Genomic DNA, 22,816 nt, shown 5'->3' on the forward strand with positions numbered 1-22,816 from the left:
AAATGAATAAGGTGAAATTCTTCCAGTCTATTCACTTTAAGTTTGTCCTGATTTATATTCTGCTGATCGTCGTCGCGATGGAGATTATTGGGGTGTATTTTATCAATAAGCTGGAAAACCAGCTCGAGACGAATTTTAAAAAATCGATATACGACCAGGTCAATGTGCTTGAATACAGTATTGAAGACCTGTTGACGAAAAAGCAGAACCAGGCGGCGGATATTACGTTAAAAGTGAGGAAAGTACTGGGCGATTTTAAAAGCACGGATGTATCTGAAATCCGGCTGATCGACGCGCACAGCGGCGTTATTTTGGGTACTTCTTCCAATGACCAGAGCATTGTCGGCCAAAAAACAACCGAAGATATTGTCAAAAGCGTCCGTGTAACCGGCCAGCCGGAAGACCAGATTTATTTGGACAAGCAGACTGGCGACCGAATGTGGGTGCTGGCTTCCCCGATTAAAGCAAATGGTGAGCTGATCGGAATCATTTACCTTGTCTCCAAAATTGAAACGGTTTACCGCCAGGTGCAGGCGATTAACCAGATTTTTATGACGGGGACGGTTATTGCCGTACTGGTTACAGCCCTGCTTGGCATCATTACCGCACGCACGATTTCAAAGCCGCTCAGTGAGATCCGCAAGCAGGCGATGGCGATGGCACGCGGCAATTTTGCCCGGAAAGTCAAAGTGATCGGGAATGATGAGATCGGACAGCTCGCTTATTCGTTTAACCATATGACAAAAAAGCTGCAGGAGGCGCAGGCCAGCACGGAAGGCGAGAGAAGAAAACTCGACTCCATCCTGACCCATATGACAGACGGTGTAATTGCGACCGACCGGAGAGGAAGGATTATTTTAATTAACGAGCCGGCTGCCGAGATGCTGGATGTTTCACGTGAAACAGTGCTTTCCCAGCCGCTTATATCGGTTTTAAAAATTGAGAATGAACATAAGTTTGATGATTTATTGACAGAGCAGGATTCCGTTATCCTTGACTTCAGTACGGAGGAAGAACCGTATATTTTACGGGCGAATTTTTCGGTGATTCAAAATGAAGCCGGTTTTGTCAGCGGCCTGATTACGGTTTTGCATGATGTCACCGAGCAGGAGAAAATTGATATGGAACGCCGCGAATTTGTGGCCAATGTGTCCCATGAATTGAGAACGCCGCTGACCACGATGAGAAGCTATTTGGAAGCTTTAACAGACGGGGCATGGAAAGATGAGAAAATTGCACCGCAGTTTTTAGGCGTGACGCAAAATGAAACGGAACGAATGATCCGGCTGGTGAATGATTTGCTGAAGCTTTCAAAAATGGACAGCAAAGACGAACATTTAAATAAAGAGTGGGTCAATTTTGTGGAGTTTTTCCACCATGTCATTGACCGGTTTGAAATGGCAAAGCAGCAAAATGTCACGTTCAAACGTAAGCTGCCGAATACGGAAATTTTTGTGGAAATCGATGAAGATAAAATGACCCAGGTGTTGTACAACATTATATCCAATGCGTTGAAGTACTCCCCTGAAGGTGGCCAGATTACGTTTAAGCTGAGGGAACTGAACGAAAAAATTGAAGTCAGCATTTCTGACCAGGGTGTAGGCATCCCGAAAGAAAACGTAAAGAAAATTTTCGAGCGCTTTTACCGTGTTGATAAAGCGCGCAGCCGCAAACTCGGCGGAACAGGGCTCGGCCTTGCAATTGCAAAAGAAATGGTGGAAATGCACGGCGGAAGCATTTGGGCAAGCAGTAAAGAAGGAAAAGGAACGACCATTTACTTTACCCTTCCCTACGAACCGGCACAAGAGGATGAGTGGCTATGAGTCTTGAAAAAGCAAAAACCATCATATTGACGTTGCTCGTGCTTCTGAGCTTGTTGTTAACGTGGCTGATTTGGAACAACCAGCCGAATTATGACTTGCTCAACTTAAAAGATCTGGACAATATCGCGATTGCGAAGGAAAAAAAGGTGCCCGGCATCATCCTCCCTGACAAAATACTTTACCATGAGAATGACGGGACAACCGGCACGGTTCATGACGGGGAAATTTCACGGGTGATGAATCTGCTTCGAACATGGACATTTGATATGAGCAGCTCCCGCCTGTTGCAAAAAAAAGACCTGTATAATTTAATGTACGGAAAAAACAGAATTGAATTGGACTTTCCGGCCCCTGTCCCGTTCAGTGTCTATCAATCGGTCCTGAACTTTGCCAATAAAAAAGTGCCGGATGCCGATTTTGACCATATTGTTATCGAATTAAACAAGGGAACCAAAAACTTAAACCATGTTTACTTTATTTCAACGGCGTCCAATAAAGTATATGAGGCAAGCACAGATCAAAAATCCATTCAGGTGTTCATCTCAAAACTGAACGACAACAAATCTTTGTACAAGCCGTATACTGCCTTTGCCCTTTCCGGCCCGAGAAGAATCTACCTGCCTGCCGGAAATCCGGTGGTGAACCAGTACAAATATGCGACAACCGATATTGAAATTGATAAATTTAAAAAAGCGCTGTTTGCCGATCCAAACTTTGTAAAGAAAGTGGCGGGGGAATATACAAATGGTATCAGCCTGTTGCGGACAGATGAATCCAATAAAGTCTTAACCTTCGTGAATCCAGGGGAAGACATCGGGTACAGCTCCGATCCGAACCATCTGCTGACGCGGGCCATTGATTTTATTAACCAGCACAGCGGCTGGACGGACCAGTACCAGTATTTCGAAATCAATGAGCGGGAAAATGAAGTCACGTTCCGGCTTTTTAAAGACGGCTATCCTGTTTTTAACGATGACGGCATGGCGGAGATCCGGGAATACTTAGGCAAATCGGAAATTTACAAGTATGTCCGCCCGTATTTCAACCTGTCGCTCAACCTGCCGTTAAAACCGGCTGCTGTTAAACTCCCGCCGGCTCAGGATGTAATCGCCGGCTTGCAGACAAACTCTTCCGTTCAAATGAACAAGGTGAGAGATATTGCAGTCGGGTACCGTTTACAAAAAGACAGTGACGATATCCTTTCGCTGCAGCCGGCCTGGTATTATTGCGAAGACGGAATTTGGAAAATGGCAGGGGGGGATGAAGATGGACTGGAGTAAAACAAAAACAATCTTTATTCTTGTTTTCTTGGTGCTTGATATTTACCTTTCCTGCCAGTTGTATTTCAAACATGTCAAAAATCAGTATGAAGTCATTGGCAGCCCGACAGCGGAACAAAGTTTAAAGGCTGCAAACATTACGTTCGTGAACCTGCCGAAAGGAAAGGCAAAACGGCCGTATATCAGCGCGGAAGAAAAAGTATTTACCGCAAAAGACTTGAAAAAATTGAAAAACCAGCAGGCGGAAATCGTGAACGGGTATCAACTCAGTTCCGCTTTTGATAAGCCGGTGAAATTGGGAACAAAAATCAAAACGGACCAGCTGGAGGCGGTTATTCAGGAAAATATGCTTTACGGCAGCCGCTATAAACTGTGGAACTATGATAAAGACTTGAATCAGGCCGTCTTTTATGAGACATATAACGGAAAAATGATTTTTAATAATAAGAACGCGAAATTGACCGTGTATTTAAATGACCAGAATGAAATCATTTCCTATGACCAGACGTATTTGACCAATATTAAAATCTACCGGGAAGAAGAAGAGACATTGTCGGCGGTAAAGGCGGTGGAAGCCTTATATAAGAAAGGAACGCTGAAACCGAACAGCAAAGTGACGAAGGCGGAACTCGGTTACTATACGAGGGTGCCGGAACTCCAGGTGCTTGTGCCGACATGGCATTTTACAGTAAAACACGGGAATGAAACAGAGCAATTATTTATCAATGCATTTGAAGGTCAGGTCAACGAAATGGAAAATGCACAATAATTTTGGAGAGGATACGATGGGGATGCAATTTAGTGTACTTGCGAGCGGAAGCACGGGAAATGCGATCTATGTGGAGACAGAGCAGCATGCTTTTTTAGTGGATGCCGGTTTAAGCGGAAGGCAAATGGAACAGCTTTTCGGGCAGATTGGCCGCAATATTGCCGATTTAAGCGGAATCCTTGTTACGCATGAACACAGTGACCATATTAAAGGAATCGGGGTGCTGGCACGGAAATACAAGCTCCCGATTTATGCCAATGACAAAACATGGTCGGCGATGGAAGGCATGATTGGAGAGATTCCAACAGATTTGAAGTTTTCATTCGGGATGGAATCTGTCCAATCGTTCGGAAGCCTTGAGATTGAGTCATTCGGCGTTTCCCACGATGCCGTCCAGCCGATGTTTTATATTTTTCATGAAGGCGGCAAAAAATTGGTCATCATTACGGATACAGGTTATGTCAGCGATCGGATGAAAGGGACGATTTCCAATGCGGACATTTTTGTTTTTGAAAGCAACCACGATGTGGAGATGCTCCGGATGGGAAGGTACCCGTGGAGTGTAAAACAGCGCATTTTGAGCGATGTCGGGCATGTGTCGAATGAAGATGCCGCACTTGCGATGAGCGAAGTGATCGGGGACCGGACAAAACGAATATACCTTGCCCATTTAAGCAAAGATAACAATATGAAAGACCTTGCGCGGATGGCGGTTTCCCAAACGCTTCAGGAACAGGGCCTGGCGGTCGGCGAAACGTTTTCATTATATGATACGGACCCGAAAATTCCAACGGCCTTAACAGCTGTTTAACCAGAGCAATCCGGTGGCAGAATCTGTCGCTGTGGGGCCCGCCGCCAACAACCGGGGCAGCGTTTAATCGGCAGGCGGGCCATATTTCTTTTTATTTTGGCGCTTGATTTTTAGTAATTTTTAATTATCAGCCATTATAATGGAATCAGAACGGGCAAAAAAGAGCTCCTTCATCTAACTTCTATTTTCCTCATCAGTACAGAAAGGGTGGTGCGCAATGGGATATTATGATGATCAGGACGGCCAACGGCGTGGAAAAGAAAACAGGCGGAGCGGCGGAAAATTTGGTTATTTTCTTTCCGGGCTGATTGGCGTGATTGTGGGGGCGCTTGTGGTAGCCCTTCTTTTTCCAAATATTTTTGGAAAAACGAACTCAGACTCTTCTGCGGTAGATTCAAATTCTGTGGCAAATACCAGCACGTCAACGGCAAAAACAACGAAAACCGTCTCGTTAAAGGTGACAACCGATATTACAAAAGCAGTGGAAAAGACGGAGAAAGCGGTTGTCGGCGTCTCAAACATTCAAAAACAAAGTATTTGGTCTGATGATATGTTTGGGCAGGACTCAAAATCTTCTTCCTCTTCTTCTCAGGAAGCCGGATCCGGTTCCGGGATTATTTACAAAAAAGCCGGTGATAAAGCTTATGTCGTCACCAATTACCATGTGATTGAAGGGGCAAATGCGCTGGAGGTGACCTTATCGAACGGGAAAAAGCTTTCTGCCAAACTTGTCGGCGGCGATAAATATACGGATCTGGCCGTTCTACAAATAGACGGCAGCAATGTGACAACGGTTGCCCAATTCGGTGATTCGGATGCATTAAAACTTGGAGAATCTGTCATTGCGATCGGTAACCCGCTTGGTGAAGAATTTGCCGGATCTGTTACAGAAGGGATTGTTTCCGGGTTGAATCGGACTGTTCCGGTGGATATCGACGAAGATGGAACGGAAGATTGGCAGGAAGAAGTTATTCAAACCGATGCTGCGATCAACCCTGGCAACAGCGGTGGTGCTTTAATCAATATTTCCGGCCAGGTTGTCGGGATCAACTCCATGAAAATTTCAAATGAGTCGGTTGAAGGCATCGGATTTTCGATTCCAATTAATTCAGCAAAACCGGTCATTCACCAGTTGGAAACAAAAGGGAAAATTACCCGCCCGGCAATGGGTGTCGGGATTGTAAACGTCTCGGATATCTCGGCTTACCAGCAGCAGGAAACGTTAAAATTGCCTACCAATGTGACGACCGGCGTTGTGATTGGCTCTATTGAAAACGGGTCCCCTGCCGGTAAAGCCGGTTTGAAAGAATTTGACGTCATTTACAAACTGGACGATCAAAAAATTAACAACACCGTGGAATTAAGGAAATATCTGTATGAGCATAAACAGCCCGGCGATAAGGTGAAAGTGTCGGTATACCGGAACGGCCAGCCGAAAACATTCACATTAACACTCGGGACCGCTTCGGGAAGCAATTAACAAACTGCGGAGGAAAGGCGGAAAGCTTTTCCTTCCTTTTTTTGCGGCATTCAGTTATCAACAGGGCAAAGCGTGCTGCGGACTGCAGCGGAAATGAACATTTTGTTGAAAAAAATTTTTGTACGGGCGATATTTGTGGAAATTGCTCGAAAAGAAGGTTATAAACAGGCTGTGAATAGCGAAAAATGGTGAAATATATCTTGTATGGAACGGTTATTCCCACACAAAATGTGGATAGTTTCTGTGGATATGTGGATAACTCTTGTCAATAGCTTGTGGGTAAGGTGGGTGTAAGTTGTGAATATCTCTATCGTTACAGTGGGAAAATTAAAAGAAAAATATTTGAAACAAGGCATTCAGGAATATTTAAAACGTCTTTCCGCTTATGCAAAAGTTGAAATCATCGAAGTAGCGGATGAAAAAGCGTCCGAAATGCTGAGTGCAGCGGAAATGGAGCTGGTAAAGCAGAAGGAAGGCGAGCGGATTCTTGCAAAAATCAGCCCGGACACCTATGTCATCACCCTGGCGATCGATGGGAAAATGAAGTCGTCAGAGGAACTGGCCGATTCACTCGACCGCCTTGCAACATACGGCAAAAGCAAAATAGCCTTTGTGATCGGCGGCAGTCTCGGCTTAAGCCAAGCGGTTCTGCAGCGCGGCAACGAAAGCCTCTCTTTTTCAAAAATGACCTTCCCCCACCAGCTCATGCGGCTCATCTTAGTCGAACAAATTTACCGCGCATTTCGGATTATTAGGGGGGAACCGTATCATAAATAGAGGTAAAAATTGTTGAAGATAAGGTGGAATTTTATTGTCGGAAGCGGGTATTGGCTGTGGATAATCAGTTTCATTATCCGCTTTACGATACAACATGTGGATAAGTATAAAGGTTTTAGATATGTTGACTTCTGTAAAATCGAATTCAAGTTCAATGTTTTTAATGGTTCTTGATTTTCCTGTTTGTTTAATTGTAATTTTATCGATCAATAACTGAAGTAATTGTTTTTGATTTTCTCTTGATGTCTGCTTATAAACGAATAGAAACTTTTCAAGTAACAATTCAATGAGTTCCGGTTGAATAACTTTTGAGTCAGAAGAACTCAAATGTAATGTAATCTCATTTTTCTTCTGTTCTAATTCTCTTTTTTCATTGGAAACCTTTTGTAATCTTTCTTGTAGGATATCTATCGGGAGTGTATTCTTTTCAAAAGCTTCCATATATTTGTCTTGCAATTGCTGGATTTCCAACAAGCGGTTTTCAATCTGTTCTAGTTCTTTATTCAGTTTGTTTAGAGAACTAGCAGAACTTGAATTTGCATCGACCAATACAAACGGATACACGTGTTCATGAAGGAAACGTTGATTCCAATTTTGGATCATCGGATCCAGTCCTTTGCACAACGAGGAGACCGTGGACTTGGAAAACGAAGTCCCGCACAATTCTTCTGTGATTTGGGCGATCTTGCGGGTAGACACTCCGTTTACGACCATTTCCATGAGGGCAAGTACCAGAGCTTGTTCGCCCGTTGATCGCGTTGAAAGAGTTCGGTGGAAAATTCCCCATCCCTTGTCTGCGGCACGCGCAAGGTCAACCGTCCTACCCGAGTCGTCAATTGGCGGGGATAAGACCCTTTCGATAGCCTTTTCACTCCTCTGTGCGCTCATAACGGCCGGCGCCAAGTTGATCCGTTAACTGAGCTTCAAGGATTTGATTCAAGACCTGTTCCAATAGTTTGGCCAGTCGTTGATCTTGCGACAGGAACCCATGCAGAATTTCATCGCTTATAGTAATATATTGTATTGAGCCATAGTTGCTTACCTCCTTTTTGTTTTTGTTTTGGTCAATGTTCATTCTATCAAAGGGAAAGCAACGTGGCTCTTTTTATATTTCCTTTTTACACAATTTTACAGACTCAACCTATAATAGTAAATGTTTGATTGACTGGAAGCTATTTACCTATTACAATATAACTATATTGACCCAGACAATATTTTGGCAGGTGATCAATTGATAGGTTTAGAATACATCCTTGAACTTTATGGTATGCAGCAAATTGAACTGGCCGAAAAGCTTGGAATTAAAAAGCAAAATATTAATCTTTGGATTAAAAGAAAGCAAAAGATCTCCAAAAAACATTTACCTACGTTGGAACAAATTTTTGGCATAGACGCTAAATACTTTTCGAAAGAATTAACTGATTTGGATAAACTGGAGATTCAAAAAGAAAAATTAAAACGGGATTTACAGCCTATTATCACGAAATATGAAGAACAGTTCCTCATTGGGGAAGAAAATGATCTTGTTGAAGTGCCAGTTTATGACAAAGAGGAATTGAATCAAATAGAACACGATATTGAAAAAGCCAAACTAATTGAAAAATTTCGGAACATGCTTAATCGTGCTGAACATCAACCTTATCTCGACACATTTAAATTGGTTCTTGAACTTTTAGATAAGGCACAGCATGAACCGGTTTTTCATAAAACAATAGAAGCTTTAGCACATTATTTAGAAGTGTTACCAGATTGGGTGTCAACAGGCCCAGAACAAGATGAATTTGAAAGCGAATTATTCGAAGTATTAGATGATTTTAATTACTAGAATTAAAGGAGACTTCATGATGGAAACAGCAAAGATTGGATTCGAAGAAACACTTTGGAAATCTGCTGACAAATTACGTGGAAGCATGGATGCATCCGAATATAAACACGTAGTCTTAGGATTGATTTTCTTAAAATACATTTCTGATAAGTTTGAAATGAAGTATAACGAGTTAGTTGAAGAAGGAGAAGGTTTTGAAGAAGACCGCGATGAATATACAGCAGAGAATATTTTCTGGGTACCGAAACAGTCACGTTGGAGCTTCATTAAAGACCGTGCGAAAGACCCGAAAATCGGTCAATATATTGATGAAGCGATGATTGAAATTGAAAAAGAAAACCCGTCACTCAGAGGTGTGTTAGATAAACGTTATGCCCGCCCTGAGATTGATAAACGCCGATTAGGAGAACTGATAGACCTCATTTCAACCATTAAATTGCACAGCAAACAAGAAAAAGACTTACTTGGTCGAGTTTATGAATATTTCTTAGGTAAGTTTGCCAGTGCAGAAGGAAAAGGCGGTGGCGAGTTCTATACGCCACAAAGTGTTGTTAAAACATTGGTTGAAATGATTGAACCGTATGAAGGGCGGATTTATGACCCTTGTTGTGGTAGTGGCGGCATGTTTGTTCAAAGTGAAAAGTTTGTTGAACGCCATCAAGGAAAAATTGATAATCTCTCTATTTATGGTCAGGAACTCAATTCAACGACTTGGAAGCTTTGTAAAATGAATCTTGCTATCCGTGGAATAGAGGGGAATATCGGCGAACATCATGCGGATACGTTCCATAATGATTTACATAAAACGCTGAAAGCAGATTTCATCCTTGCCAATCCTCCATTCAATGTGAGTGACTGGGGCGGAAATGAATTAGTGGATGATGTTCGTTGGAAATTCGGTACACCGCCAGCGAGCAATGCCAACTATGCATGGTTACAGCATATGATTTATCACCTTTCACCAAATGGCGCAGCTGGTATTGTATTAGCAAATGGTTCGTTAAGTTCCAGTACATCGAATGAAGGGGAAATCCGTAAAAACATACTTGAAGCGGATTTAGTCGATGCCATTGTTGCTTTGCCTGACAAATTATTCTATTCAACAGGAATACCAGTGAGCTTATGGATTTTAAACCGTAATAAAAAAAATCATCCAAAATACCGAAGTCGTGAACATGAAATTCTATTTATCGATGCCCGAAACATGGGTCAAATGGTTGACCGCCGCCTTCGTGAATTAACGGAAGAAGATATTCAAAAAATTGCAGGAACATACCGAAACTGGCGTAAACCAGATGGGAAATATGAAGACATCAAGGGATTCTGTAAATCAGCGACTTTAGAAGATGTCCGTCAAAATGACTATGTATTAACTCCCGGACGCTATGTTGGAATAAGTGATGTCGAGGATGATGGTATACCATTTGAAGAAAAAATGGAAACCCTCACCAGTGAATTAAGAGAACTATTTGAAAAATCCCACCGATTGGAAGAAGAGATTAGAAAAAATCTAGGGGGGATTGGGTATGAAATCTGAAATAATTTTAGAAGAATTAGGTAATCTGGTAGAAATTAAGGGAGGAAAAAGATTACCAAAAGGAACTAAATTATCGAAGGAAAAAACAAACCATCCCTATATACGTGTTAAAGATATGCATGGACAAAAAAATTTAAGAATAACCCCCGACTTCGAATATGTAACTGAAGATGTTTTTAATGCTATAAAAAAATATACTGTATCAAAAAATGATATTATCTTATCAATAGTTGGTACAATAGGTTTAGTATCTAAGATTAGTGAATCTTTAGATGGTGCAAACTTGACGGAAAACTGTGTTAAACTAATAAATTTTAAAAACATTGACGAAGATTATCTATATTATTATTTATCTTCTGAAATAGGACAGCATGAGATTTATAAAGGTATAGTAGGATCAACACAACCGAAGTTGCCTATTTATAATATAAAAAAGGTTAAAGTACCTATGCGTGAAATAAAAGAACAAAAAGCCATAGCCAACATCCTTTCAACCTTAGACGAAAAAATTGAAACGAACAATCAAATCAACGAAAAGTTGGAAGAAATGGCTCAAGCATTGTTTAAACATTGGTTTGTAGATTTTGAATTTCCGAATGAAAATGGCGAGCCATATAAATCAAGTGGCGGCGAAATGGTTGAGAGTGAGTTGGGGATGATACCGAAGGGGTGGGAAGTATCTAAATTAAGTGAATTAATTACACTTTACAATTCAAAGAGAATACCATTATCTAAAAATGAGAGAGACAAAAGAGAAAAGATATATCCTTATTACGGAGCTTCATCTCTAATGGATTATGTTGATGATTATATATTTGATGGTGTCTATGTTTTGCTTGGAGAAGATGGTACAGTAATTGATGAATTAGGTTATCCAATACTTCAATATGTGTGGGGGAAATTTTGGGTTAATAATCATGCTCACGTCATTAAAGGTAAAAATGATTATTCAGAGGAATTTGTTTACATGTTATTAAAAAATACAAATGTTAGTTCTGCAGTAACGGGAGCAGTTCAATTAAAAATAAACCAAAAAAATCTAAAAAATCTATCTGTTGTAATACCAGAAGATATGGATTTAATAAAACAGTTTTCTGGTATTTTGGATTATCAATTTTCAATTATTAGAAATAACAGTGATCAAAATAAAGTACTAACTTCTATACGTGACAATCTTCTACCTAAATTAATGTCCGGAGAAATCCGTGTCCCGTTGGATGAAGAAGTGTTATCAGAACAAAATTAAAGAATAAAAGTCATATCCCGTTTCGAAAGGGGAGAGGTGGATGAGTTTTTTTGAAAATTTTACGGAAGATAAGCTGGAAGAAGCAGCTATAGAAATTCTTCAGGAACTTGGCTATGACTATGTCTTTGGTCCGGACATTAGTTGTGATGGGGAAAGACCGGAACGCAAAGATTATCGTACAGTTATTTTAGAAGAACGTGTAAAAGATGCTTTGTTTAAACATAATCGCCATTTGCCACAGGAAGCAATAGAAGAAGCGTTTCGGCAAATTATAGCTTTTAATAGTCCAAGCTTAGAAGAAAACAACCGTCATTTTCACAAATTAATCACTGAAGGCATTGATGTGTCGTTTCATCAAGATGGTCTTAGCCGTTCCATGAAGGCATTCTTGATTGATTTTGAAGAACCAGCTAATAATGATTTTTTGGTAGTGAATCAGTTTACGGTCGTTGAAAAAGAAGAACGCCGCCCGGATTTAGTTATTTTTATAAATGGCATCCCATTCGTCGTTATCGAATTAAAATCAGCATCTGATGAAAATGTGAGTATCGATAATGCCTATGCACAGATTCAAACGTATAAACGTGATATTCCATCTTTATTTTACTACAATGCATTTTGTATTTTATCTGATGGAATTAATGCGAAAGCGGGAACGATTACTGCAAGTCAAGAACGTTTTATGAATTGGCGGACGGTGGATGGGGAAAACATTGAACCACTTGAAGTGCCGCAATATGAAGTGTTGTTAAGAGGGATGCTGGCAAAAGACCGGCTTATTGATATTATTGAAAACTTTATTCTTTTTCAGGAATCGAAAGAAGAAGAACGAGATGAAAATGGGAAGAAAATTGGCGAAAGAAAAACGATTGCCAAAATTCTCGCAGCCTACCACCAATATTTTGCAGTAAAAAAAGCGGTGGAAAAGACAAAAATAGCGACCAGTGAGAATGGAGACCGTAAAATCGGTGTTATATGGCATACACAAGGTTCGGGTAAAAGTTTTTCGATGGTTTTTTATACAGCACAGCTTGTCAAGCAGCTAAATAATCCAACCATTGTGGTGATTACCGACCGCAACGATCTAGATGACCAGTTATTTTCGACATTTTCTAAATCAAAGGATATTTTAAGACAAACACCGAAACAAGCAGATGTTCGCAAATTGAGTGAGGAACAAAAAAAACAACAAGCCAACGAAAAATCCAAAGAGATAAACGGATTATATGATCTTCTAAATGACCGGGAATCAGGCGGTATTATTTTTACAACGATTCAAAAGTTCAAACCGGAAGATGGCGAAATGCCGGTTTTAACCGATCGTAAAAATGTGATCGTCATTGCCGATGAAGCCCATCGCAGTCAATATGGTTTTTCTGCAAAGACTGACACCAAAACAGGCAAAGTGAAATATGGATATGCAAAATATCTTCGCGATGCACTTCCGAATGCTTCCTTTATCGGTTTTACAGGAACACCGATTGAGCTGGAAGATAAGTCAACGCCTGCCGTTTTTGGTAATTATATTGACATTTATGATATGACAAGAGCAGTTGAAGACAAAGCAACGGTTAAAATTTATTATGAAAACCGTATTATCCGCTTGGAAGCTAATGAAGAAGAATTAGCGAAGATCGATGAGGAATTTGAAGAGATTACCGAAGATCAGGAAGAATCGGCACGTGAAAAATACAAGTCAAAATGGTCAAGGCTCGAAGCGATCGTTGGTTCACCTAACCGTATTAAACAATTAGCAAATGATATCGTCAGTCACTATGAAGAAAAAGCAAAAACCATTGATGGTAAAGCAATGATTGTTTGCATGAGCCGTCGTATTTGTGTCGCACTTTATAACGAAATTGTCAAATTACGTCCAGATTGGCATTCTGATGATGATGACAAAGGAAAAATTAAAGTCGTCATGACAGGTAGTGCTGGAGATGATGATTTCTTACAGCCGCATATTGGTGGAAAAAAACGCCGTGATTTATTGGCAAAAAGAATGAAAGACAATAGTGATGAACTAAAAATCGTCATTGTACGAGATATGTGGCTCACTGGATTTGACGTCCCATCCATGCATACGATGTACATTGATAAACCGATGAAGGGCCATAACCTTATGCAGGCAATCGCACGGGTGAACCGCGTGTTTAAGGATAAATCAGGTGGAGTAGTTGTCGATTATATTGGAATATTAGAAAGCTTAAAGAAAGCTCTAAATCAGTATACCGAAAGTGATAAGAAGACAACGGGTATTGATACTTCGGCCGCTGTCGCTGTGATGAAAGAGAAACTTGAAATTTTACAAGACATGATGCATGGGTTTGATTACTCAGCTTATATGGGTTCATCCCAAGCGGGTCGTATTCGTGCAATCACCGGCGGAATGAATGTCATTTTTGGAAAGAGTGAAAAAGAACAAAAAGAATTCAAAAAGACTGCAACTGAGCTAGCAAAGGCGCATTCACTTTGTGCAGCGACAGATGAAGGAAAAGCAGCAGCCCTTGAAGTTAGTTATTTTAAAGCGGTAAAGGCTAGCCTTAATAAACTTCAAGAAAAACAACCGAAGCGAAAGACGAAAAAAGAAATCGAGGCACGCGTTAATCAATTACTCGAACGGTCCATTATTTCAGAAGAAGTAGTGGATGTCTTTGAAGTGATGGGATTAAAACATCCGGATGTTTCCATATTGTCAGAAGAATTTCTCGAAGAAGTACGTTCATATGAATATAAAAATTTAGCGGTTGAAATGCTAAAAAAATTACTTGAAGGCAACATCAAAACAATGGAAAGACGCAACCTTGTCAAATCCCAAAAATACTCGGAAAAACTAAAACAATCGCTAAACAAATATAAAAACCAGTTCATTACGAATGCCGAAGTCATGGAAGAATTAATACAAATGGCGAAGGACATGAAAAAAGAACGAGAAGAAGAAAAAGATCTAGGATTAAATGAAGATGAAATCGCCTTTTACGATGCATTAACATCGGAATCTATAGTCAAAGAATTAATGGAAGATGAAGTCTTACGCAAAATCGCCAATGAACTAACGCAAGCAATAAGACGGAACATGACCATTGACTGGCATGTTCGAAAAAGCGCCCGTGCAGGAATGAGGAGAATCATTAAGCGACTATTGAAGAAATACGATTACCCACCAGAACAAGCGAAAAAAGCTTTAGACACAGTTATGCGTCAAGCAGAGTTGATGGCAGAAAATACGGAAGTAAGAGATTGGAATACGCTGCAGGCTGCGGAGTCTAAAAGTGAATATGAAGTTTAAGTGCATCAGTGTCAGTCATTTCTAGAAAAATTATAGGAGTGAAGGATGAATCATTCAGCAGATAAAAGGATTTCCTGAAATTTACATTGTCAAATTGTGTATCATTATTCTAAAGAATTATCATAAAATATGATATTATGATATTAAGACTTGTAAAGCGTTTTCCCGGGGACTTCCTCATTCTGTAAAAGAGGCATTGTTTCCGGAATAATAGGAATAAATACAGGGATAAGGAGAAGGTAATCATGAGCATCAAACAGGGAAAAACAGACGTCATCTTAATCGGTGCCGGCATTATGAGTGCAACGCTGGGCACCATGCTGAAAGAACTAGCCCCGGATTGGGAAATCACCGTATACGAGAAGCTGGCAAAACCGGGGGAAGAAAGTTCAAATGAATGGAACAATGCGGGGACCGGGCATTCGGCATTATGTGAGCTGAATTATACGCCTGAAAAACCGGACGGCTCAATAGACATTACAAAAGCTGTAAATGTAAATGAACAATTCCAGCTTTCAAGGCAGTTCTGGTCCTACCTGGTTAGCAAGGGGCTGATCCACAATCCACAGGACTTTATCCGGCCGATCCCGCATATGAGCCTCGTAGAAGGGGAGGCGAACGTTGCTTTTCTAAAAAAACGATTTAAAGCGCTGTCAGCCCATCCGCTTTTTGAAGGAATGACGTTTTCCGACGACCCTGAACAATTAAAGGAATGGATTCCGCTTGTGATGGAAGGCCGGACGTCTAACGAACCGATTGCAGCAACGAAAAGCGATGCAGGGACGGACGTGAACTTCGGCGCCTTGACCCGCATACTGTTTAACCATTTGGAACGCCAAGATGTCGAAATAAACTACAAGCATGCTGTTCAAGATATTCAACGCACCCCGGAAGGAAACTGGGAAGTGAAAGTGCATGATATTGAGCACAACAGAATCGAATACCATACGGCGAAATTCATTTTTATCGGGGCCGGTGGCGGAAGCCTGCCGTTGCTTCAAAAAACCGGCATTCCGGAGTCCAAACATATTGGAGGGTTTCCGGTAAGCGGGTTATTTATGGTGTGCAACAATCCTGAAGTCATCAACCGCCACCATGCAAAAGTGTACGGGAAAGCGAAAGTCGGTGCGCCGCCGATGTCTGTGCCGCATTTGGACACAAGATATATTGATCATAAAAAATGTTTGCTGTTCGGCCCATTTGCCGGCTTCTCGCCGAAGTTTTTAAAAACAGGGTCAAATTTAGACCTGATTGGTTCTGTGAAGCCAAATAATGTCGTGACCATGCTTGCGTCCGGAGCAAAAAATGTGCCGCTTGTGAAATACTTGATCGGGCAGCTTCTCTTGTCAGACGAAAAACGGCTGGAGACGCTGCAGGAATTCATTCCGGATGCGAGATTGGAAGACTGGGATGTTGTCGTAGCCGGGCAGCGGGTCCAAGTAATTAAAGATACGGAAGCAGGCGGAAAAGGCACGCTTCAGTTCGGCACGGAGGTGGTAACGGCTGCTGACGGTTCAGTCGCAGCATTGCTCGGCGCTTCGCCGGGTGCTTCTACTGCTGTCCATGTTATGCTCGAAGTCATTGAAAAATGCTTCCCGGACCGGAAAAATGCATGGGCACCAAAAATAAAAGAAATGATCCCATCTTATGGCGTGCGGCTCGCGGAAAATCCGGAACTGCTGCATCAAATTCACGCTGAAACGGCAGAGACGCTCGGCCTGACGGAAAAAGAACCGGCCTACCGGTAACACGCTTGAGCGCTAAAATGAAAGGTCTTTGATCCTAAAGCGGATTGAAGGCCTTTTTTTTGGCTGTAACGCAGGCTCAATCAGCACTCCTGTTGCAGGCAGCCGGAAAACAGCACAGGTGCAAGCGAAGGGACAATTTCGGCATGCTGTTTTCTTTTTTGGGTGCCATCCAAAGAAAACCCTATCAAGTCGATAGGAATATATTGATTTTCGCCCCGGCGTTCAGTAAAATAAAGATGTTGCTAAAATGCTGAATATTTCTTATCCCGGGCGGCAGAAGGGCTCTCTTTGGAAACCGGCATCCTAATATATAAGTTGAACTCTATTCCTTTTTCATGCCATGTCTATTCTGATCGTCATGGATTTTGCCGCGAAAAACTTAAGTTCATTTTATATAGCTACAGTTCATGATCGTCTATCAAGATAAGAAAACCGCAGCAATACCTGAAAAAGGGCAGTCGTTTTCTTAGGAAACGGCTTTTTGTCGTCCGGCCTTTGAAATGCACTGGGTCCTGAATCGGGACAGCAACGTATACATATCGGACGGCTGGCGCAAGCCCGCCTGGATTGAAGAGAATTTTCCAAAATAGGAGGGGTGAGATGGACTGGACCGTTGTGCAAAACAGCTTGCCCATGTTTGAAAAAGGATTCTGGCTCACTTTGCGGCTTTCCTTTTTCGGCATTATCGGGGCTGGTGTTCTTGGCTTGATATGCAGTTTTATCCAGTATTTTAAGGTGCCGGTTTTACGGAAGCTTGTATCGGCCTATGTGGAACTGTCCCGCAATACGCCTTTATTGATCCAGTTATTTTTCCTTTTTTACGGGCTTCCGCAAGTCGGGATCAAATTTTCTGCCGAGGTTTGCGGGATTATCGGGATTATTTTTCTTGGCGGCAGTTATATGGCAGAAGGGTTTTCCGGAGGGCTTGCAGGCGTTTCGAAAACGCAGATTGAGTCCGGGCTTGCGATCGGTCTGAGCAGGTTCCAGCTGGCACGCTACGTCATCTTTCCGCAGGGATTGATGCTCAGTGTCCCGGCATTCGCCGCAAATGTCATTTTTTTAATCAAGGAAACCTCTATCTTTACCGTGTTGGCGATTCCGGAACTGACCAACACGGCACTTGACTTGATCGGGATGTATTACAACACGAATGAGTATCTGTTTATGCTCGTTGTGGCTTATGCCATCATTTTAATTCCATTGTCCATCTTGCTGACATGGCTGGAGAAGAAGGTGCGTTATGGGACATTTGGGAATTAATATCTTTTTTGAAGGAGCCAACTTTTTACGTTTACTGGGTGGATTATACGTATCGGCAAAAATTGCTTTTCTGTCCATCGTTTTCGGCGGTATCCTCGGCATCGTGCTGGGGGTTTTAAGGACATTGCACAATCCGTTGCTCCGCCTTTTACTCAGGCTGTATTTGGAGTTTTTCCGCATCGTGCCGACGATTGTCCTGTTATTTTTGTTTTACTATATTCTGCCGCAAAGCTTTAACATCAACTATAAGGCGGATACGGTCGGGACGATTGTCTTCAGCCTGTGGATGGCTGCCGAAATGAGCGATATTGTCCGTGGTGCGCTGATTTCTGTCCCAAGGCATCAGGTGGAATCCGGAAAAGCGGTCGGTTTAAGCACGGTTCAGCTTTACCGGTACGTGCTGCTGCCGCAATCGGTCCACTTAATGATTCCGGCGACCATTAACCTGATGACCAGAATAATTAAGACGACTTCCCTTTTGCTATTGATCAGCGTAGTGGATGTCATCAATGTCGGCCAGCAAATCATCGAAGCGAATAGCCACCGCTATCAGGATGGCGCGTTTTGGATATACGGTTTTATATTTATCCTGTATTTCATTTTATGCTATCCGCTTTCCCGGCTGGCAAGGCGGTTAGAAAGGAGGGGCAAAGCAGGGGCTAATGGCTGAACCTTTACTGAAAGTCGAACATTTAAAAAAATCGTACGGTGAAAAACAAGTGCTGGAGGATATCTCTTTCGAAGTGGAGGAAGGCAGTGTTGTTGTTCTCCTCGGGCCGTCGGGATCGGGAAAAAGTACATTGATCCGCTGCTTAAACGGTCTCGAAGCCTTCCAGGGCGGCACCATTCTGTTTAATGGGGAAACCGTGCGGCCGTCGCCGAAAAATTGGCGCAGGCTCAGGCAGCAGATCGGAATGGTTTTCCAGAGCTATGATCTGTTTCCGAATATGACGGTGTTGGAAAACATCCTGCTCGGTGCAGTGAAAGTCCAGAAACGGAAAAAAGACGAAGCGGCGCGCCAGGCAATGGGCCTGTTAAAGGAAGTCGGCATGGAGCAGTATGCCAATGCCTATCCGCGCCAGCTTTCCGGCGGGCAGAAACAGCGGGTGGCGATTGTCCGCGCGCTTGAGCTGAACCCGAAGCTGATGCTGTTTGATGAAGTGACCGCCTCGCTTGACCCGGAAATGGTGCGCGGCGTGCTCGAGATCATCCTGCGGTTGGCAAGAGAAAAGATGACGATGATTGTCGTCACGCATGAAATGAATTTTGCCCGGAAAATCGGGGATAAAATCTTGTTTTTGGAAGACGGGAAGATTCTCGAAGAAACCCCCGGGCGCCAATTTTTCACAAAACCGCAGACAGAGCGGGCGAAAAATTTTCTGGAAAGCATGGATTTTTAAAAGAAAAATATTTTGGAGGGTTAGACCATGAAAAAGCATCGATTGTTTGGTTTGGTTTCAGCATTTTTACTGATTTTGTCGCTGGCGCTTGCAGGCTGCGGCAAAAGTTCCGGCAATTCTTCAAGCAGCAATCCGTCCAGTGTTTCAGCCATTAAGAAAAACGGCACGATCAAAATTGCCGTATTCGGCGATCTTCCGCCATACGGATGGGTCGATAAAAACGGGCAACGCCAGGGATATGATGTTGCGCTCGCCAAACAAGTTGCCAAAGATCTTGGCGTAAAAGTGAAATTCGTGCAAGTGAATGCCAACAACCGTGTGGATGCATTGAAATCGAATAAAGTGGATCTGGTTCTGGCGAATTTTACAGTCACACCGGAACGGAAGCAAGTTGTTGATTTTGCCAAGCCGTACATGAAAGTTTCCATCGGTGTCGTTTCACCGAAGAAAAAGCCGGTCACAAGTGTCAGCCAATTAAAAGGCAAGTCTTTGATCGTCAACAAGGGCACCACTGCGGAAAACTATTTTACAAGCAAACAAAAAGAAGTGAAATTGCAAAAGTACGATTCCAAAACAGAACAGTTCAATGCGCTTAAAAACGGGCGGGCCGTTGCACTGGCGGACGACAATTCCTACCTGTATGCCTGGGTGAAAAACCATCCGGATTATACGGTTGGCATTAAAACGCTCGGGCCGAACCAATATATTGCCCCTGCTGTGAAAAAAGGGAATCAATCGCTCCTCAATTGGATGAACAAAGAAATTACGAAGTTAAACAACAATGGCTTTTTCAAAAGTGATTACAACAAAAATCTGGCGCCATATTTTGGCAGTGATATCCGTGCGGAAGACATCATTATAACGAAGTAAAAAAGGCAGGCTGCCGTTTTTGCAGCCTGCCTTTTCTTTAATTGGCGGGGCTTTTTTCGGTTTCCGCGGGCCGGCTTTGCTTTGTTCCGCGCGAAAGCAGAAACTGTTGTTTGTAAGGCTCGGTTGTGGCCGCACCATGGACGTACGTTTTATAAACATACGGAGACGTCATGGCTCTCAGCATCGCGCCGTAGTCCATATAAAATCTCACCTCATCGCCCGGCACGAGAACCGCATTTTGTGTATCCAAAATGATATGGTCGCTGCTTGAGCCAATGATATGGAACGGCCGGACAGGGGTAAGGCCTGAAACAAGCACATCATGCCGCCCTGCACTGACAATCGTCCGCCTTCTGTTGCCCCTGTCGATAAAGGTGACCTGTTCCCCGAATGCATTTTTGCCGATTGTCCCATACGGCACGGAAGGTTTGATTTTTGATTCGATGACTTCGGCAACAAAGCAAAAGGCATCCTGATATAAAGACGGAATGGTATGCCCGCCTGATGTTTCGCGGCCCAGCAAAATGGACTCGCCGAGCCGCACATTGTTTACGGCCCCGGCGTCTTTTGTTTTTACGGCCCAGTTGTAGTTGGCGGAGTTGCCGCCGGAAACATAAGGAAGTTTGAGGGAAAACAGCTCCTGCATGGCATGGACAAACCGGGAAAACGCCTGCATCTTCTGTTCGGTCGGGAGCACGCCTCCAAAGCAGGCAAAATTTGTCCCGATTCCGGCCAGTTCAATCCCGGGGCAGGTGAATATTTCTCTGATCACAGCAGGGGCATCTTTTAATAATATGCCTTCCCTCAAATCTCCCATTTCCACCATCAGGATGATTTTATGGGTTTTCTGTTGCCGCACCGCTTCAGCGGATAATGCGCGGATCGTATCCAGCTCCGTGTTCATGCTGATATCCGCAAACCGGACCGTTTTTTCCGCTTCGCTGATCCCGGGGGCACGGAGCAAAATCAAATCCGCCTTGATTCCCGCTTTTCTCATTTTTTCGATATTTGCAATTTTCGAGTCTGCGAGGCTTTTGATGCCTGCATCCACCAGGGTGCCGGCAATTTTTAAATCGGCTGCGACACCTTTCACAACGCCTGTAATGCTGATTCCTTTCCTCCCGAATAATTGTTTTAATGTTTTCGCATTATGCCGGATCTTCTCCAGATTGATTTCCACCCGTGGCAGAACGGCCATCAGGAAACCACTGCCTTTTTCAGGGAAGGGAAGAAATCGATCAGGGCGTTTATGATTTTGTCTGTGCCGGTTTTTAAAACATCCGTAACCGGAAGATGGTAAGTTTCTTCATAGCGGCGGATGGTGTCTTCCAGTTCGTTGTCTGCCATTCCATCATGGTTGAGCGTAATGCCGATGACTTTTGTCTTTCCGAAATGTTCAATCAGGCTGATTTCATCTTCCACTTTCGGCACTTCGGCAAATGGAAAATCGGATAAATATTTTCGTTTCGGGGCGTGCTGTAAAATGACTGCTTGCGGCCTTGCTCCTTTTAAAATGCCGGTTGAGCTTGCATATGCCGGGTGGCTGAGCGCGCCCTGGCCTTCCACGATGATAATATCCGGGTGTTCTTGTTTATTGGCCCGCAAAATTTCGCGTTCCAGTTCGCCGATTAAATATTGGAGCGGGAAAGCATCCATCGCAAACCCGTACTTGGCGCCCTGGATCAAACCTGTCTGCCCGGTTGCGATAAATGCCGGGCGGTAGCCTTTTTCCATGAATGCCTTTTCAATGCATTTGGCGGTTGTCCGTTTTCCGCAGGCCCCGTCTGTCCCGAGCACGGCAACGACAGGGGTGTTCATTTTCAAAATTTCTCCGGTAAACAAAGTCCATTCTTTTTTCGGCCGCGGTTTACGGATATCGCGGATCGTGACACCGCAAGCCTTTGCATGGGCCGCCATTTCTTCATCATCGGTTAAGAATTCCTGGAGCGGGTTAATGATGTTCAATCCGGCTTCCATTGCCTGCAGGATGACTTTTCTTTCTTCCGGCTTTAAAAAGGCGTTCGCCGGCGCGATGCCGAAAATGAAGTCATCCGGTTTCGGGCCGGAGTGGATGAGCGCGTCTTCCAGGTCTTTGCAAACCGGAATGCCGCTCCATTTGTTGTCGAGGAGCATGCCGGCATCCTGCCCGTGTTTGCTGCTGTCAATGACGGCAGTAATGGTGTAATTCCCGGGTTCACGGATGAGCCCGTTTGCTGTTTTGCCATCTGTTGTGCCAAATTGGTTTTCGCAATACACAATTGCCCGCTTTTTCATTGCCATCCCTCCATTTATTGAAATTCAGGCAACACAAAAAGAACACCTAATGGCTTCAAATAGTAAAAATACTAAAGAAGATAGCTGTCCGGGTTTGCGTATGGGCATGCCGGAAACCCCAGGTTATTGGAAGCTTCCAAATATTATTATAACAATGTTGTGGAAAAAAGGGAAGCCGGAAGCATGCAACCAAGATAGCAAAGGGGGCCATTCCGCCGCCAGTCCGGCATTGGAAAAGCCCCCTTGCGTTTGGAAGCGGCGGGCGCGCGATTCAGTTAGCTACCCCGCTCTAATTCCTGCTGGGTTTTTTTGATTTCTTCAAGCGGATAATCAAGCATATCTGCGATCGTTTCGGGTGGGGTGCCTTTGCGCAGCATTTTTTGATTGCTATTTGTACCCCTTCTTCAATCCCTTTTTGAATCCCTTC

General features: G+C 43.1%; 17 protein-coding genes and 1 pseudogene. 15 read left to right on the top strand and 3 right to left on the bottom strand.

Annotated elements, in window-relative coordinates; genetic code table 11:
* Positions 1 to 2 precede the first annotated feature (2 nt).
* The 6 genes from walK to rlmH all read left to right on the top strand — a co-directional run bounded on the left by walK (position 3) and on the right by rlmH (position 6,940).
* Positions 3 to 1,823: a cell wall metabolism sensor histidine kinase WalK gene (gene walK, locus ABR335_RS00660; protein ID WP_014096629.1), complete on the top strand. Its 1,821-nt coding sequence runs from the start codon at positions 3 to 5 to the stop codon at positions 1,821 to 1,823.
* Complete coding sequence (locus ABR335_RS00665) at positions 1,820 to 3,103, top strand: YycH family regulatory protein (RefSeq protein WP_014096630.1); 1,284 nt, start codon at positions 1,820 to 1,822, stop codon at positions 3,101 to 3,103. Before walK ends, ABR335_RS00665 begins: the two co-directional genes overlap by 4 nt.
* The gene (locus tag ABR335_RS00670) at positions 3,090 to 3,872 is read left to right on the top strand and encodes a two-component system regulatory protein YycI (protein ID WP_026683518.1); all 783 of its coding nucleotides are present in this window, start codon (positions 3,090 to 3,092) and stop codon (positions 3,870 to 3,872) included. Before ABR335_RS00665 ends, ABR335_RS00670 begins: the two co-directional genes overlap by 14 nt.
* A 16-nt stretch (positions 3,873 to 3,888) precedes the next feature.
* On the top strand, positions 3,889 to 4,683 hold the full coding sequence (locus ABR335_RS00675; RefSeq protein WP_061565617.1) for an MBL fold metallo-hydrolase: 795 nt from the start codon (positions 3,889 to 3,891) through the stop codon (positions 4,681 to 4,683).
* Positions 4,684 to 4,900: 217 nt separating this feature from the next.
* Complete coding sequence (locus ABR335_RS00680) at positions 4,901 to 6,163, top strand: S1C family serine protease (RefSeq protein WP_026683520.1); 1,263 nt, start codon at positions 4,901 to 4,903, stop codon at positions 6,161 to 6,163.
* Positions 6,164 to 6,460: 297 nt separating this feature from the next.
* Positions 6,461 to 6,940 (top strand): 23S rRNA (pseudouridine(1915)-N(3))-methyltransferase RlmH, encoded by a 480-nt coding sequence (gene rlmH / locus ABR335_RS00685; RefSeq protein ID WP_035183097.1) that lies wholly within the window; start codon positions 6,461 to 6,463, stop codon positions 6,938 to 6,940.
* A 537-nt stretch (positions 6,941 to 7,477) separates the two neighbouring features.
* On the opposite strand, the pseudogene ABR335_RS00690 reads toward rlmH, so the two are convergent.
* Positions 7,478 to 7,972 (bottom strand): annotated as a pseudogene (locus ABR335_RS00690) (transposase); the annotation flags it as partial.
* A 199-nt stretch (positions 7,973 to 8,171) separates the two neighbouring features.
* On the opposite strand from ABR335_RS00690, the gene ABR335_RS00695 reads away from it, so the two are divergent.
* From ABR335_RS00695 to ABR335_RS00735, 9 genes are all read left to right on the top strand, one after another.
* Positions 8,172 to 8,765 carry a helix-turn-helix domain-containing protein gene (locus ABR335_RS00695; RefSeq protein WP_017550648.1) on the top strand — a complete coding sequence of 198 codons (594 nt, stop codon included), beginning with the start codon at positions 8,172 to 8,174 and terminating at the stop codon, positions 8,763 to 8,765.
* Between the two features lie 16 nt (positions 8,766 to 8,781).
* The gene (locus tag ABR335_RS00700; protein ID WP_350346402.1) at positions 8,782 to 10,302 is read left to right on the top strand and encodes a type I restriction-modification system subunit M; all 1,521 of its coding nucleotides are present in this window, start codon (positions 8,782 to 8,784) and stop codon (positions 10,300 to 10,302) included.
* Positions 10,292 to 11,548, top strand: a complete 1,257-nt coding sequence (locus ABR335_RS00705; RefSeq protein ID WP_026683524.1) for a restriction endonuclease subunit S — start codon at positions 10,292 to 10,294, stop codon at positions 11,546 to 11,548. Before ABR335_RS00700 ends, ABR335_RS00705 begins: the two co-directional genes overlap by 11 nt.
* A 40-nt stretch (positions 11,549 to 11,588) precedes the next feature.
* A complete protein-coding gene (locus ABR335_RS00710) occupies positions 11,589 to 14,837 on the top strand; it encodes a type I restriction endonuclease subunit R (RefSeq protein WP_350346403.1) in 3,249 nt (1,082 codons plus the stop codon).
* Positions 14,838 to 15,082: 245 nt separating this feature from the next.
* On the top strand, positions 15,083 to 16,585 hold the full coding sequence (locus tag ABR335_RS00715; RefSeq protein WP_061565309.1) for a malate:quinone oxidoreductase: 1,503 nt from the start codon (positions 15,083 to 15,085) through the stop codon (positions 16,583 to 16,585).
* 600 nt (positions 16,586 to 17,185) lie between these two features.
* Entirely contained in the window at positions 17,186 to 17,845 is a 660-nt protein-coding gene (locus tag ABR335_RS00720) for an amino acid ABC transporter permease (RefSeq protein WP_013860860.1), read from the top strand.
* Positions 17,826 to 18,515, top strand: a complete 690-nt coding sequence (locus ABR335_RS00725) for an amino acid ABC transporter permease (protein WP_013860859.1) — start codon at positions 17,826 to 17,828, stop codon at positions 18,513 to 18,515. Before ABR335_RS00720 ends, ABR335_RS00725 begins: the two co-directional genes overlap by 20 nt.
* Positions 18,508 to 19,245: an amino acid ABC transporter ATP-binding protein gene (locus ABR335_RS00730; protein ID WP_017551200.1), complete on the top strand. Its 738-nt coding sequence runs from the start codon at positions 18,508 to 18,510 to the stop codon at positions 19,243 to 19,245. Before ABR335_RS00725 ends, ABR335_RS00730 begins: the two co-directional genes overlap by 8 nt.
* Before the next feature lie 27 nt (positions 19,246 to 19,272).
* Entirely contained in the window at positions 19,273 to 20,115 is an 843-nt protein-coding gene (locus ABR335_RS00735; RefSeq protein ID WP_017551199.1) for a cysteine ABC transporter substrate-binding protein, read from the top strand.
* A 37-nt stretch (positions 20,116 to 20,152) separates the two neighbouring features.
* Here ABR335_RS00735 and ABR335_RS00740 read toward each other — a convergent pair whose 3' ends face one another.
* Together ABR335_RS00740 and ABR335_RS00745 are read right to left on the bottom strand one after the other, a co-directional pair.
* Entirely contained in the window at positions 20,153 to 21,313 is a 1,161-nt protein-coding gene (locus ABR335_RS00740) for an alanine/ornithine racemase family PLP-dependent enzyme (RefSeq protein WP_017551198.1), read from the bottom strand.
* A complete protein-coding gene (locus ABR335_RS00745) occupies positions 21,313 to 22,389 on the bottom strand; it encodes a DUF1611 domain-containing protein (protein WP_017551197.1) in 1,077 nt (358 codons plus the stop codon). Before ABR335_RS00745 ends, ABR335_RS00740 begins: the two co-directional genes overlap by 1 nt.
* Positions 22,390 to 22,816: the final 427 nt, after the last annotated feature.

The organism is Heyndrickxia faecalis, assembly GCF_040267745.1.
GTDB lineage: Bacteria > Bacillota > Bacilli > Bacillales > Bacillaceae_C > Weizmannia > Weizmannia faecalis.

Bases quoted from the DNA above. Each gene is read 5' to 3' on its own strand.
- ABR335_RS00710 (WP_350346403.1), top strand. From the start codon at position 11,589: ATGAGTTTTTTTGAAAATTTTACGGAAGATAAGCTGGAAGAAGCAGCT.
- ABR335_RS00700 (WP_350346402.1), top strand. From the start codon at position 8,782: ATGATGGAAACAGCAAAGATTGGATTCGAAGAAACACTTTGGAAATCT.
- ABR335_RS00675 (WP_061565617.1), top strand. From the start codon at position 3,889: ATGGGGATGCAATTTAGTGTACTTGCGAGCGGAAGCACGGGAAATGCG.
- ABR335_RS00740 (WP_017551198.1), bottom strand. From the start codon at position 21,313: ATGGCCGTTCTGCCACGGGTGGAAATCAATCTGGAGAAGATCCGGCAT.
- ABR335_RS00705 (WP_026683524.1), top strand. From the start codon at position 10,292: ATGAAATCTGAAATAATTTTAGAAGAATTAGGTAATCTGGTAGAAATT.
- ABR335_RS00670 (WP_026683518.1), top strand. From the start codon at position 3,090: ATGGACTGGAGTAAAACAAAAACAATCTTTATTCTTGTTTTCTTGGTG.
- ABR335_RS00715 (WP_061565309.1), top strand. From the start codon at position 15,083: ATGAGCATCAAACAGGGAAAAACAGACGTCATCTTAATCGGTGCCGGC.
- ABR335_RS00745 (WP_017551197.1), bottom strand. From the start codon at position 22,389: ATGAAAAAGCGGGCAATTGTGTATTGCGAAAACCAATTTGGCACAACA.
- ABR335_RS00665 (WP_014096630.1), top strand. From the start codon at position 1,820: ATGAGTCTTGAAAAAGCAAAAACCATCATATTGACGTTGCTCGTGCTT.
- ABR335_RS00680 (WP_026683520.1), top strand. From the start codon at position 4,901: ATGGGATATTATGATGATCAGGACGGCCAACGGCGTGGAAAAGAAAAC.
- ABR335_RS00730 (WP_017551200.1), top strand. From the start codon at position 18,508: ATGGCTGAACCTTTACTGAAAGTCGAACATTTAAAAAAATCGTACGGT.
- ABR335_RS00735 (WP_017551199.1), top strand. From the start codon at position 19,273: ATGAAAAAGCATCGATTGTTTGGTTTGGTTTCAGCATTTTTACTGATT.
- walK (WP_014096629.1), top strand. From the start codon at position 3: ATGAATAAGGTGAAATTCTTCCAGTCTATTCACTTTAAGTTTGTCCTG.
- ABR335_RS00725 (WP_013860859.1), top strand. From the start codon at position 17,826: ATGGGACATTTGGGAATTAATATCTTTTTTGAAGGAGCCAACTTTTTA.
- ABR335_RS00720 (WP_013860860.1), top strand. From the start codon at position 17,186: ATGGACTGGACCGTTGTGCAAAACAGCTTGCCCATGTTTGAAAAAGGA.